12 protein-coding genes are annotated in these 12,920 nt (G+C 62.6%); 8 read left to right on the forward strand and 4 right to left on the reverse strand.

Going from position 1 to position 12,920, the window contains the following annotated elements; translation table 11 throughout:
- The first annotated feature begins 25 nt into the window (after positions 1-25).
- The 6 genes from uvrB to LVY75_21160 all read left to right on the forward strand — a co-directional run bounded on the left by uvrB (position 26) and on the right by LVY75_21160 (position 6,401).
- Positions 26-2,992, forward strand: a complete 2,967-nt coding sequence (gene uvrB, locus LVY75_21135; GenBank protein ID XAZ25628.1) for an excinuclease ABC subunit UvrB — start codon at positions 26-28, stop codon at positions 2,990-2,992.
- 674 nt (positions 2,993-3,666) lie between these two features.
- Complete coding sequence (locus LVY75_21140; GenBank protein XAZ25629.1) at positions 3,667-4,500, forward strand: hypothetical protein; 834 nt, start codon at positions 3,667-3,669, stop codon at positions 4,498-4,500.
- A complete protein-coding gene (locus LVY75_21145) occupies positions 4,497-5,069 on the forward strand; it encodes a hypothetical protein (GenBank protein ID XAZ25630.1) in 573 nt (190 codons plus the stop codon). The genes LVY75_21140 and LVY75_21145 overlap by 4 nt, the downstream gene beginning before the upstream one ends.
- Entirely contained in the window at positions 5,066-5,251 is a 186-nt protein-coding gene (locus LVY75_21150; protein ID XAZ25891.1) for a hypothetical protein, read from the forward strand. The genes LVY75_21145 and LVY75_21150 overlap by 4 nt, the downstream gene beginning before the upstream one ends.
- Before the next feature lie 92 nt (positions 5,252-5,343).
- On the forward strand, positions 5,344-5,811 hold the full coding sequence (locus LVY75_21155) for a YbjP/YqhG family protein (protein XAZ25631.1): 468 nt from the start codon (positions 5,344-5,346) through the stop codon (positions 5,809-5,811).
- Positions 5,812-6,014: 203 nt separating this feature from the next.
- Positions 6,015-6,401 carry a GNAT family N-acetyltransferase gene (locus LVY75_21160; GenBank protein XAZ25632.1) on the forward strand — a complete coding sequence of 129 codons (387 nt, stop codon included), beginning with the start codon at positions 6,015-6,017 and terminating at the stop codon, positions 6,399-6,401.
- 8 nt (positions 6,402-6,409) lie between these two features.
- Here LVY75_21160 and LVY75_21165 read toward each other — a convergent pair whose 3' ends face one another.
- Together LVY75_21165 and LVY75_21170 are read right to left on the reverse strand one after the other, a co-directional pair.
- Entirely contained in the window at positions 6,410-7,018 is a 609-nt protein-coding gene (locus LVY75_21165; GenBank protein ID XAZ25633.1) for a 3'-5' exoribonuclease, read from the reverse strand.
- A 257-nt stretch (positions 7,019-7,275) separates the two neighbouring features.
- On the reverse strand, positions 7,276-7,602 hold the full coding sequence (locus LVY75_21170; protein ID XAZ25634.1) for a hypothetical protein: 327 nt from the start codon (positions 7,600-7,602) through the stop codon (positions 7,276-7,278).
- A 517-nt stretch (positions 7,603-8,119) separates the two neighbouring features.
- Here LVY75_21170 and LVY75_21175 point away from each other — a divergent pair.
- Complete coding sequence (locus LVY75_21175) at positions 8,120-8,650, forward strand: arsenate reductase ArsC (protein XAZ25635.1); 531 nt, start codon at positions 8,120-8,122, stop codon at positions 8,648-8,650.
- 160 nt (positions 8,651-8,810) lie between these two features.
- Positions 8,811-11,714 carry a helix-turn-helix transcriptional regulator gene (locus LVY75_21180; protein ID XAZ25636.1) on the forward strand — a complete coding sequence of 968 codons (2,904 nt, stop codon included), beginning with the start codon at positions 8,811-8,813 and terminating at the stop codon, positions 11,712-11,714.
- Here LVY75_21180 and LVY75_21185 read toward each other — a convergent pair.
- Both LVY75_21185 and LVY75_21190 read right to left on the reverse strand, forming a co-directional pair.
- Positions 11,691-12,275, reverse strand: coding sequence for an MFS transporter (locus LVY75_21185; protein XAZ25637.1), 585 nt, complete (start codon positions 12,273-12,275; stop codon positions 11,691-11,693). The two genes, LVY75_21180 and LVY75_21185, sit on opposite strands and share 24 nt — an antisense overlap.
- 1 nt (position 12,276) lies before the next feature.
- A complete protein-coding gene (locus tag LVY75_21190; GenBank protein ID XAZ25638.1) occupies positions 12,277-12,894 on the reverse strand; it encodes an MFS transporter in 618 nt (205 codons plus the stop codon).
- Between the last annotated feature and the right edge of the window lie 26 nt (positions 12,895-12,920).

The following is a 12,920-nucleotide window of genomic DNA, read 5'->3' on the forward strand; positions in this document are numbered from 1 at the left end:
GCATGACAACAGCCATATTCCGCGCATGGCAAAATCTCCGAAGAAATCTCCCGCCTCGACCGGTTTCGAGGAAGCCCCCCAATCGTCTTTCGAAGGCGCTCCCCTCTCAGGCTCCGTGGCCGACTGGGTGAAGCAGCTCGAGGCGGATGCAGAGCAGGCCGGCGTCGAGAGCCAGCGCGAAATCGCCTCCAAGGCGGGCAAGCACCGCAAGAAGGTGGAGAACGAGGCGCGCAAGCACACCGAGGCTGTGAGCGTCAACAAGAAGGCCACCGTCAGCAAGACGGCGCGCGGCGTTTCGATCGGCGGTTCGAGCGACCCGAAGACCCGCGCCGCGGCCGGCCTCAACCCGGTCGCCGGTCTCGATATCTCGCTGGAAGATGCCGGCAGTCTCGCCAATGGCGGCGTCACCGCCACGGTCGAGGCACTCTCCAAGCTGATCGAAAGCGGCAACCCGCTGCATAAGAACGGCAAGATCTGGACGCCGCACCGCCCTGCCCGGCCGGACAAATCCGAAGGCGGCATCTCGATCCGCATGGCCTCGGAATACAGCCCCGCCGGCGACCAGCCGACGGCGATCCGCGATCTCGTGGGCGGGCTGGAGACCGGCGAGCGCAGCCAGGTCCTGCTCGGCGTCACCGGCTCGGGCAAGACCTTCACCATGGCCAAGGTGATCGAGGAAACCCAGCGCCCGGCCCTCATCCTGGCGCCGAACAAGACGCTGGCCGCCCAGCTCTATTCCGAGTTCAAGAATTTCTTCCCCGACAATGCGGTGGAATATTTCGTTTCCTACTACGATTATTACCAGCCGGAAGCCTATGTGCCGCGCTCCGACACCTATATCGAGAAGGAAAGCTCCATCAACGAGCAGATCGACCGTATGCGCCACTCGGCCACGCGCTCTCTGCTCGAACGCGACGATTGCATCATCGTCGCCTCCGTCTCCTGCATCTACGGTATCGGCTCGGTCGAAACCTATACGGCCATGACCTTCCAGATGAATGTCGGCGACCGGCTGGACCAGCGCCAGCTGCTGGCCGATCTCGTCGCCCAGCAATACAAGCGCCGCGACATGGATTTCCAGCGCGGTTCCTTCCGCGTGCGCGGCGACACGATCGAAATCTTCCCCGCCCACCTTGAGGATGCCGCCTGGCGCATCAGCATGTTCGGCGACGAGATCGACGCGATCACCGAGTTCGACCCGCTCACCGGCCAGAAGACCGGCGACCTGAAATCGGTCAAGATCTACGCCAATTCGCACTATGTGACGCCGCGCCCGACGCTGAATGCCGCGATCAAATCCATCAAGGAAGAGCTGAAGGGCCGTCTGGTGGAGCTGGAAAAGGCCGGTCGGCTGCTGGAGGCCCAGCGCCTGGAGCAGCGCACCCGCTACGATATAGAGATGCTGGAGGCGACCGGCTCCTGCCAGGGCATCGAAAACTATTCGCGCTACCTCACCGGCCGCGACCCCGGCGACCCGCCGCCGACGCTGTTCGAATACGTGCCCGACAATGCCATCGTCTTCATCGACGAAAGCCATGTCACCATTCCGCAGATCGGCGGCATGTACCGGGGCGACTTCAGGCGCAAGGCGACGCTGGCCGAATATGGCTTCCGCCTGCCCTCCTGCATGGATAACCGCCCGCTGCGCTTCGAGGAATGGGACGCCATGCGCCCGGATACGGTCGCCGTGTCGGCAACCCCCGGCGGCTGGGAAATGGAACAGGCCGGCGGCGTCTTTGCCGAACAGGTCATCCGCCCCACCGGCCTCATCGATCCGCCCGTCGAGGTGCGCTCGGCCCGCAGCCAGGTGGACGACGTGCTCGGCGAGATCCGCGAGACAGCCGCCAAGGGCTATCGTACCCTCTGCACCGTGCTGACCAAGCGCATGGCCGAGGACCTGACCGAATACCTGCATGAACAGGGCGTGCGCGTGCGCTACATGCACTCGGATATCGACACGCTGGAGCGCATCGAGATCATCCGCGACCTGCGCCTCGGCGCATTCGACGTGCTCGTCGGCATCAACCTGCTGCGCGAGGGCCTGGATATTCCCGAATGCGGCTTCGTCGCCATTCTCGATGCCGACAAGGAAGGCTTCCTGCGCTCCGAGACCTCGCTGATCCAGACGATTGGTCGTGCCGCGCGTAACGTCGACGGCAAGGTCATCCTCTATGCCGACAACATTACCGGCTCCATGCAGCGCGCCATGGACGAGACGGCCCGCCGCCGCGAAAAGCAGGTGGCCTATAACGAAGAGCACGGCATCACGCCCGAAAGCGTCAAGGCCAAGATCTCCGATATCCTCGACTCGGTCTACGAGCGCGACCACGTCCGCGCCGACATTTCAGGCGCCTCCGGCAAGGGTTTTGCCGATGGCGGCAACCTCGTCGGCAACAACCTTCAGGCCCATCTCAACGCGCTGGAAAAATCCATGCGCGACGCCGCCGCCGACCTCGACTTCGAAAAGGCCGCCCGCCTGCGCGACGAAATCAAACGCCTCAAGGCCGTCGAACTCGCCGCGATGGACGACCCGCTCGCCCGCGAGGAAGCCAAAGCGATGGAAGGCATCAGGCGAAACGCCAAGGCGACCAGCGAGTCCCTTCCCCCCACGGGGGGGAAGGTGCCCGGCAGGGCGGATGAGGGGGCCACGCCCACCTCCCCTTCCTACTTCGCCAAACCCGAACTGGACGAAATGGGCGGCCGCAACGCCCGCCCGGTCCCCGCCGACGACAAGACCCTCTTCCGCCGCAACACGCTGGACGAGATGACTGTGGGCAGGACGGAAAAGCCGGTGACCGGGCACGTGCCGGAGAAGCCGGATGCCGCCAAGGGCACGAACCGGTTTTCGCCGCTGCTGGAGGGCCAGCCGGAGCGGGATGATGGAACGCGGCCGTTGGTGCGCGGGAAGACGGGTGTCGGGAGTTATGAGGATCCGGGCGAGCAGAAGCGCAAGGGGCGGACGAAGGGCAAGACGGGGCGGCCGGGGCGGTAATATAGGCTTCTCCTTTCGTGCCTATCAGTGCCTGTCATCGCTGCCCTTGAGCCCAAAAGGAAGCAGCACGCCCGAAATCATCCTGCGCTACGTCCCCCTGATCCGTACTGGCAACCAACCCCCTAAAGCCGCCCGCAAGGTGGTCTCCCATCTTGAGGCCGCTATTCCGGCACCGATGAAGTGACATCGTGTTTTGAAGACGGGGGCCGTTTCTTCGATCCCCGCGAAAACTGATCCGGCGTAAATGCAGAGCCTGCGGACCGGATGCCGAAGAATGGTGGACAAGCGCGATTAACAACACTTACGGCGGCAGATCCAAGGACCCCAACACCGAAGCACGGTGCTGCGGGGCAACGGTGTCATGGAATCCCTAAACAATATTTGGCCAGCTAGGTTTGGGCGGTCTGCGCTTACGGCGCGCGATCCGGGATGGCCATACGACCGAGGAGCGGGATCGGAAGGTAGCACAGTGTGTCGACAAGATGACCCACCAGATCGGGAACTAAGGGGATCTGAAGAAGCATAAGCGAGGCTGAACGATGAAACATTAAGGCATAGACGATGGGCCCTGGAGCCTGGGAACATGAAGTCCATATACTTACAATATTCTTGATAATTGTAGAGAAAAAGAGTTATACAACTTTTAATTTATCGTCGTGACAAGGGGGGGCTAAATGTTCTTAGAATCTATGGGTGGCTTGGCTGCTGATGTAGCCATAAATGCGGCTTACGAAAATAGAGGTGCAGTACTCCAGTGGGGGAAGGATTTTTATGAGAGGGTTAAAAACGGAAAATATTTGATAGTTCTATTTGGATGCGGGGGAACTGGAAAATCAACAACCGGACAAATATTATCAGGAAATATAGAGACGCATCAACTGACTGGAGATTACAATCTGTCAACTGCGATGGAGGATGATGGTCTAAAGGGTAGATTCTTTATCAATGTTAAGGTCCCTCCTGGACAAGAAATATATCGCAAGGAATGGTCGAAGTTATTTCGAGAAATTATCGCATCTAAGAGAACACCAATAGTGATCAACGTAGTCTGCTGGGGTATGCATTCGCCTGCTAAAAGCGAACTCGCGAGTATTCCGGAATTCGCTACTGGAATAACTGAAGATAATATACGTCAGTATAGAGAGAACCGGATCCAAGCTGAAATCGATGCGCTTCAAGAAATTGTCGACCACACAGAACTATTTAATACGCCAATATCATTTCTAACATTGGTGACAAAGCAGGATCTGTGGTGGCCCGAGCGAGCCGCAGTTAAGTCTTACTATGAGAACACGCAGAATCCCTACCAGATTGCGATATCCAAGATGCGCGCTACACTTGGCACCAACAACTTCACACATCAGACATGGTCGGTAAGTTATGGCCATTTTAATCATCGCACTGTCGATAATCATCAGATTTTTGCAACGGCTGCTGGGTATGATGATAATATCCAGAATGCGCATCTCAAAAAGTTTGAAAAATTAATCGATGGAATGTGTAAATGAGTGACTTTGACTGGGACGGTTCGAAGGAAAAAGATAGATTACGAGCTGCCTATGAGGAAGACGTCGAAGGCCTCTGGACATTGGTCGATTTCTGGTCCGCCCGCCTTACCAATGCCATAGACCGCCTCGAGACCTCTCGCCGAAGATTATCGATACTTGGTATGATTTTTGGGTTTGGAATAGCCCTTGGGCTGACGACCGGCGCTCCGTTGGAGGCTCTAGGCTTGCGAAATGCAATAGGTGAAAACCTCCCGTTTAATACGGCAACAATTATAATCATCATCTTGGCAACCCTGTTTGCCGGCGCGATGACGATTTTTGTATTGGTAAACGAAGTTCAGAACCTCACAGCGCAAAGAAGAGAAGTGGCGGACACCTATTTTGTATTCAAAGATCTCCAGCAGATATTTGTAGCGACGCTAGATAAACATCCCTCCGATTTTCGACATCGAGTTTTTGCTGATGCTCGCGGACGAGTTATGATGATGAGTTATCTCGAAAGAAAAGCATTGCGCTACATTCATAGTCCTCACTTGAAGGCGGCAAGTAATTCGGCAAAGAAAGCTTGACTGATCGTTGTTGTCGAGATCACGTTGGCCGCATCGAAGGCCTGCCTTTCGGCGCCGTGCCGCTGATCCGCGTGACCCCTTTGACCGAAGCCGAACTTGAGGGACAGGACCTCGACGAGGAATGGGGTGTGACGGCGGCCCGCAATGTACTCGCCAGCCGTGGCCTTTCGCGGGCGCTGTGACGGCGCGTTCGGCGGCACTTCTTTTCACGAAACACCCTCCCTCGGCACCCGCGACTCCTGCTACACATCCTCACTCAGCAGAAGGAGCGCACATGCGCCTGTCCACCCTTATCCTCGGCCTCGCCCTGTCGGCGCTGATCGCCTCCTCGGGTTTCGCCGCGACCTACAAGACCCCGGAAGCGCTGCTTGACGCCCTCTACAGCTTCGACACGGACAAAGCTGGCGATGACGGCCCCTCGCCCTATTCGGCCTTCTTCTCCGACCATCTGAACGAAATGCTGCAGGCCGATATCGACAACACGCCGGATGGAGAAGTCGGAGCGATCGATTTCGATCCCGTCATCGCCGGACAGGATGGCAAGGCAAGCAATGTCGAGATCGGCGAGCCGATCCTGCTGGACGACCGGGCCGAGCTGGAGGTGCAGTTCCGCAACGGCCAAGAGGTGACGCTCTATTACACGCTGGTGAAGGAGCGTGGCGGCTGGAAGGTGGAGGATATTGCCGACCAGCAGGGCGAGCAGCCGTGGAGCCTGAGTGCGCTGCTGAGTGAAACGCAGTAGGGGTGCTGTTGGCTCCTGGATGGGTGCCCGCCAGTGACCTCATGCCCTCCTCGCATCGGCACGAGGGCACGAAAATGGCGGGAAGCATCGCCCCGCACATGGGCGACCTCTTCCGGCCCCAGCCGTCCGGTCGATGATACGCTACGGCCGCGTTCCGCTATGCTGGGACTCGCGCCTCCCACCGCCACAACCGGAAACAGCCTATGCCAGACATCCGCATCGACCCTTTCCCCTCGCCTGAAGAATTCGCCGCCCTCTGGCCCGCCGCCTGGGACGGTGCTGAGGCGCCGGATTTCACCCGTATCCTGTCGCGCAGCCTTGCCCATCTCGGCGCTTATCATGACGGGCGGCTGATCGGCTTCGTCAATGTCGCCTGGGATGGCGGCATCCATGCCTTCCTCCTCGATACCACGGTCCATCCGGATCTGCGCCGACAGGGTATCGCGACCGCGCTTGTGGTCGAGGCCGTGCGGGTTGCCCGGGAGCGCGGGGCGGAATGGCTGCATGTCGATTTCGAGCCGCATCTTCACGGCTTCTACCGCGCCTGCGGTTTCAGGCCGACCGAGGCCGGCTTGATACGGCTGACCTAGAGCCGGGCTTAAGACAGCAGCGGCCGGTAGCCGCCGCCGGGTTCGCGCCGGGTCAGGAAGAAATGCAGGAGATTGGCATAGCCGCGGGCATCGTCGATGGCGCGGTGTGTGTGGGGTACGCTGCCCAGCCACTCGCGCGGATAATGGGCGATATCGCATTCCCAGGGGCTACGCCCCGTCGCGCCCGCCACCAGCGACATGATGCAGAGCGGCGGATGGCGAAACAGGCGATCGGCGATCCACGGCCCTTCGAATAGCGGCCGGCCGGTGAAGCGCTTCAGGTAATGATCGAGCCAGGGAGCGTCGAGCGCCACGGGATGGGCGGCAAAGATCGGCTCGGCCCGGAAGGCCTTCACCCAGGCGGTGAAGCGGGCCATGACCTCGGCGGCAGGCTCGGCATTTTCAGTCGCGGCCGCGAACGCTTGCGAATGGGCCTGCCAGAAGGCCGTGGTGACGGGGTCGCGTCCAGCGCCCTCCAGCGGCTGCAGCACGGCTTCGAATTCACCGAGCGTCTGGCCGGTCTCGGAAACGGCGACGGAGGCGAAGGACAGCATCGAATGGCTGCCCGGTATCGGGCCGTCGAATTCGCAATCGGTGACGATGTAGATATGCGGCACGCGCGGTATGCTCCTGCTTCGGTGGTTCGGGGAGCATAGCGGGATATTTGCGCGTTGCCATCGGCTTTGGGGTGTGGCGTCGCACTTCCTTCTGCGGAGCACGCCTGGCATAGGAGCGCTAAACACGGGCGCCCAAACTGCCCCTTCAACCGCCTGCGATGCTGCTCGCCTAATCGCCCCATCCGACACGAAAACGCCCGGCCACCTCATGATGACCGGGCATCTTCTCGACCCGCGCCGTATCAGGCTGTGTGGGATCAGTTGTTGTGCGCCGCGCAGGCCTCGTCCATCGGTGTTGCATTGCTGGTGCCGCCCTGGGTCTGCAGCTTGCCGGGACCGGTACCGCTGCTGCTTGCAGGGTCGGGGCAGTGAACCTTGTTCGACTTCATGCTGCCCATTTTCGTGCTGCCGGTCTTCATCTTGTCCGTTGCGACAGGCTTCTTGGTTTTGACGCCGGCTCCGCCGCCGGAATCAGTGGTGTTCTTGTCCATGGTGGCGCCTGTCGGGGCGGGGTTGGACTGGGCGAAGGCCGATGTGGCCATGCCAAGGGCGAGCAGCGTTACTGCGACAATTTTCGTGCGCATCGGTATTCTCCTGATGGGATCAGTTGCTGGTAGTTAAGGAACCGACGATCGCAGACATTGTTCCCATGAATTTGATCATGCTGCCCGGGCCGTGCCCCCTTCTCAATTTTCGAGCAAGCACCATCTCTGATCTCAATCGCCAATGATCGATCGTTTCGGAACGGCCAGAGGGGAAACAGGCCGCATAAGAGGCGCGGAGGAAACGACCCGCCGCACCCGCCAAAAACCACCTCCAGCCCGGAAAACCCCGCCGGGCTTTTTCTTGGCGCAGCTGCCGCAGCGCGCCCTCATCCCTCCTCCATGCCTGCAGGCTGCACCGGTACCGTTCATCGCGTCTCTCCCGTCGAGACCGGCCACTCCTTTCGGGCTAGCTCCACGTCACGGCGCCGAAACCAGCCCGATCCTCGCTTCTGTGCTATGCTGATACCCACCGAGACGCCGGCATCGTGGACATGGCAGGGGAGACCCGTGAGAGAACGGCCGTCGCCGGCAGGACGCCTGGGAGGGAGGAACTGCAATGACTGCAGACCGTGCCTATAACGTGCTGTTTTTATGCACGCGCAACGCCGCGCGTTCGATCCTGGTGGAGGCCATTCTCAACAACGAAGGCAAGGGCCGCTTCCGAGCCTTCTCGGCCGGAAGCCAACCCGCCGGCGCCGTCAACCCCATGGCGCTGAAAGAGCTTGCGGCACGCGGTTATCCCACGGCAGGCTTCCGCTCGAAAAGCTGGGACGAATTTGCCGAGCCCGGCGCCCCGGAAATGGATTTCATCTTCACGGTCTGCGATACCGCCGCCGGCGAGGCCTGCCCCGTCTGGATCGGCCATCCGGTCAGCGCCCATTGGGGCATCGAGGATCCTGGTCTCATCCAGGGAGACGAGGTCGAAAAAGGCCGCGCCTTTGCCCAGGCAGCCCGTTTCCTCAAAAACCGTATCATGGCCTTCATCAGCCTGCCGCTGGCCTCGATCGACAGGCTGGCGCTGGAGACCCATCTGCATCAGATCGGCGCCATGGAAGGCACGACGATGGCGGCGGACAAGGCGGGGTGATAGCCCGCGCGATGGACCGGCACCCCACGTGAGGCCGCGCGCACGCGCCTGAAACGGAAGGCAACCGGATCAGAATCCAGGGCCATGGTTTTTGCGCCTTGCGGCGGTTATCATCGCGGCCTGGAGACCCGTCAGGGCCTTGGTGTCTGGAGCTTCGACCTTGCGTTCCTATTCCTTCGGGCCGTACATCCTCACTCCTGAGCGGCAGTCGCTGGTGAAAAACGAGCGGCCGGTGCGCCTCGGCAGCCGTGCGCTGGAGATTCTGGCGGCCCTGGTGGAACGCCCCGGCGAAATCCTGGGCAAGAGCGAACTCGTCTCGCGCGCCTGGCCGGAAACCTATGTCGAGGAAAGCAATCTCAAGGTCACCGTCTCAGCCATTCGCCGCGCGCTCGGCGATGCCGCCACCGATATCAGCTATATCGCGACGGTGAGCGGTCGCGGCTATCGCTTCGTCTCGCCGGTGCAGGTCTCCTGGGACGGGGAAAAGCCGGTGCCTGCCGCAGCCATGCCGCCGCGTGCCCATAACCTGCCGGTTTCCACGACGCGGCTGGTGGGCAGAAGCGATGCGGTGAAGACGGCGCTGGATGTCCTCGCCCATTCCCGCCTTGTGACGATCGTCGGTCCCGGCGGCATCGGCAAGACCCGGTTGGCGCTTGCCGCCGCCGATGAGCTGACAGGCGCGTGTGAACACGGCGTCTGGTTCGTCGATCTGGCACGGGTGAGCGAGGCGGCGCTGGTGCCGACCTCTATTGCCGCGGCACTCGGGCTCAGGGTGCATTCGGCCAATATCGAGGCAGCCCTTGCCGCCTTTGCCGCCGATCGCGAACTCACTCTGATCCTCGACAATTGCGAGCATGTGATCGAGGCGGCCGCCGCCTGCACCGAAATGCTGCTTGCAGCAGCACCAAGGCTGCGCATTCTCGCGACCAGCCGCGAGCCGCTGCGCATCTCGGCCGAACAGCTCTACCGCCTGCCGCCACTCGAAACGCCGCCGCAGGGTATCGCACTCTCCGCCGCCGAAGCGCTGGCCTTCCCGGCCGTCGAGCTTTTCGTCGAGCGCGCCGCCAAGAGCTTTGCCGGTTTCGAACTCAGGGATGCCGACGCGCCTATCGTTGCCGAAATCTGCCGCAAGCTGGATGGGCTGGCGCTGGCGATCGAACTGACCGCGCCCCGGCTCGATGCCTTCAGCGCCGGCGAGCTGCTCGATCTTCTCGCCGAACAGTCGCATCTGTGCAGCCTGCGCTCCGGCCCCGGCCGCCACCATACGCTCGCCGCAACGCTCGACTGGAGCTACGGGCTGCTGGCCGAGCCCGAACGCATGCTCCTGCGACGGCTCTCGGTTTTCGCCGGCGCCTTCAGCCTGGAATCGGCCTGCGCCGTCGCGGTCGACAAGGGCCATGCGCGGGCGCAGTGCATGCATGGCGTGGCAAATCTCGTCGCCAAATCGCTGATCGCCATCGAGCGCGGCGAACTCGGTACGCAATACCGTCTGCTCGACATGACGCGCCGCTACGCCCTGCAGAAACTGGCCGAGAGCGGCGAGCACGAGGCGTTGCGCCAGCGCCATGCCGAACATCTCCTGGCGCTTGCCGAACGCGCCGAGGCCGAGTGGAAAATCCGCCCGACGGCGCAGTGGCTGGCCGAATATGGCAGCAAGGTCGATGATATCCGCCTGGCGCTCGGCTGGGCCTTTTCCGGCAGCCGCACCACTGCGCTCGCCGTGGCGCTGACGGTCGCCGCAATTCCCTTCTGGGAGCATCTGTCGCTGGTCGAGGAATGCCGCGTCCGCGTCGAGGGCGCGCTCGGCAAATCCCTTGCCGGTCACAGAAGCCTGCGCGACGAGATGAAGCTGCATCTGGCGCTCGGCACGGCGCTCTTTCACACGTGCGGGCCGCTTCCGGAGGTCAAGGCCGCCTGGACGATGGCGCTCGATTGCGCCGAAGCCCTCGGCGATGTCGAAAGCCAGATGAGCTGCCTCTGGGGCCTCTGCGACTACGCCACCTGGACCGGCGACCACCGCACGACGCTCTCAACCGCCGAAAGGATCAGAAAGCTCGCCGATAGCATCGGCGATCTGGCCGCCCGCACCAATGTCGAGCGGCAGACGGGAACGGCGCTGCGCTACCTCGGCGAACTCGGCAAGGCCCGCCGTCATTTCGAACGCATGATCGCCCGTTACGTGCCGCCGGTGACACGTTCGGATATCGCCCGCTTCCAGCTCGACCCGCGCTCGGCTGCCCGTGGCACGCTTGCCAATGTGCTCTGGCTGCAGGGCCATCCGGAAAAGGCCGTCGCCATGGCCGAACGCCAGCTGCAGGAGGCGCGCGCCGCCCAGCACGCGCTGGCGCTCTGCAATGCGCTCATCCACACCACCTGCCCCATCGCGCTCTGGACCGGAGACCTCGCGGGCGCCGAGCCCATGCTCGCCACCATCGAGATGCACATGGCCGAACATGCCATGACGATCTGGATGGCGATGGGCCGCTGCCTGCGCGCCGACTGGCTGCTGCAGGGCGGCAATCCCACCGGGCTTGCTCTGATGAAGGACGCGCTCGACGAGCTGGATGAGGTGGGCTTCCGCATGCGCTGCCCCTTCTACGCAGGCATTTACGCCGCCGGGCTTGGCGAACACGGCGATGCCTCGGCCGGGCTTGCGGCCATCGAGACGGCCATCGCGCGCGCCGCCTCGACAGGCGAATTCTGGTGCATGCCGGAGCTCTTGCGCATCAAGGCCGATCTCCTGCGCCGGGAAAGCGCCGCACGCACGGTGGAGGACCGCGAAGCGCTCTATCTGCAGGCGCTCGATCTCGCCCACCGGCAAGGTGCTCTCTCATGGGAATTGCGCATCGCGACGACGCTTGCCGAGGAATGGTTCTGGCAGGGGCACGGCGCAAGGGCAAGCGATCTGCTGGCGCCCATCCATCGGCGCTTCGCCGACGGTTGCGAGACCAGCGACTTCCTCCGCGCCCGCCTGCTCCTCGATGCACTGCCGGCCGCAAGCGACGGACACCGCCTTGCCGGCCAGCTGCACCAGGGCCTGTCACGCCCCGACGCGCTCGGGTGACCGCATGCCGCGATCGAGCATCAGCAGAAGCGGCGCAATCGCACCGATACAGGCAAAGACCGTCAGCGCCTCATCGTAGCGCGTTCCTCCATGGGCCAGGAAATGCAGCATGGCCGGGCCGAGGCCGGCCCCCATTGTCAGCGCCATGTAGTTGATGCCGAAAAGCTTGCCGAAGCTGCGCATGCCGAACCGCCGCGCCAGCAGGAAACCGATCGCATCGCCCTCCGCCCCGGTGGCGAGGCCGAAGAACACGGCACTGACATAAGCCGCCGCCTGCCCCTCCGAATTCAGAAGGATCAGATGGCCGGCAACGGGCGCGAGGAAGGCGAGCGCCGTCAGCGGCACCGGTGAAAACCTGTCGAGCAGCGCCCCGAAGCCGAGGCGCATGACGATGAAGGAGAGCCCCACCATGCTCATCACGAAGGCCGCTTGCGCCGGCGCCGCACCGCGATCGGCGAGCTGCACCGGTAGCGAGATCGAACCTGCTGCCGCCGCGAAATAATTGAGGAAGAAGGCCGCCAGCATCAGCCAGAAACTTGATGTCCTCAGCGCCTGCGGCACATCATGCCCCTCGCTGCGTGCAGTTGCTTGCCGCCGGCGGATCGCGGATGACGAAGAAGGCGACGGGCAGCGTGACCGCCATTGCCGCGATGCCGGCCGCCACGAAGGCGAAACGCCATCCCCAGAGCGAAATGATGAAGGCTAGTGCCGGCGGGACCGTGGCGATCCCGAGCCCGACGAAGGAGAGCATGATGCCGAGCGCAAGGCCGCGCCTTGCGCTGAACCAGCCGACGATCACGTAGGTATAGGGCACCCCGGTCTGCGCAGCACCGAGCAGGCTCGTGATGGTGACGGCGGCGACGAAGGCTTGCAGGCTGTGTGATGTGATGCCGACGGCGGTCAGGCCGAGGGCCATCAGGATCGAGGATGCGATCAGCACCCGGCGCGGCCCGAACCGATCCGTCAGCGCGCCGACGACGGGCGACATCAGCCCGTTGACGATAGCGATCGGCGCCACGACGGCGGCGACCGCCGTCCGGTCCCAGCCGGTATCCTCGACAATCGGCAGGATGAAGACGCTGAAACCGTAGATCAGCACGATACCGATACTGAAATACATGCCGAGCCCCGAGCCGACCACGATCGCCGCCGGCCCGAGCCACGCTGTCCTTCTCTCCATGTCATCCCCCTCCTGGCGCCAGCCCC

The organism is Sinorhizobium sp. B11 (genome assembly GCA_039725955.1).
Taxonomy (GTDB): Bacteria; Pseudomonadota; Alphaproteobacteria; order Rhizobiales; family Rhizobiaceae; genus Rhizobium.

Coding starts and splice junctions, on each gene's coding strand:
- uvrB (XAZ25628.1), top strand. CDS start 26: ATGGCAAAATCTCCGAAGAAATCTCCCGCCTCGACCGGTTTCGAGGAA.
- LVY75_21140 (XAZ25629.1), top strand. CDS start 3,667: ATGTTCTTAGAATCTATGGGTGGCTTGGCTGCTGATGTAGCCATAAAT.
- LVY75_21145 (XAZ25630.1), top strand. CDS start 4,497: ATGAGTGACTTTGACTGGGACGGTTCGAAGGAAAAAGATAGATTACGA.
- LVY75_21155 (XAZ25631.1), top strand. CDS start 5,344: ATGCGCCTGTCCACCCTTATCCTCGGCCTCGCCCTGTCGGCGCTGATC.
- LVY75_21160 (XAZ25632.1), top strand. CDS start 6,015: ATGCCAGACATCCGCATCGACCCTTTCCCCTCGCCTGAAGAATTCGCC.
- LVY75_21170 (XAZ25634.1), bottom strand. CDS start 7,602: ATGCGCACGAAAATTGTCGCAGTAACGCTGCTCGCCCTTGGCATGGCC.
- LVY75_21175 (XAZ25635.1), top strand. CDS start 8,120: ATGACTGCAGACCGTGCCTATAACGTGCTGTTTTTATGCACGCGCAAC.
- LVY75_21190 (XAZ25638.1), bottom strand. CDS start 12,894: ATGGAGAGAAGGACAGCGTGGCTCGGGCCGGCGGCGATCGTGGTCGGC.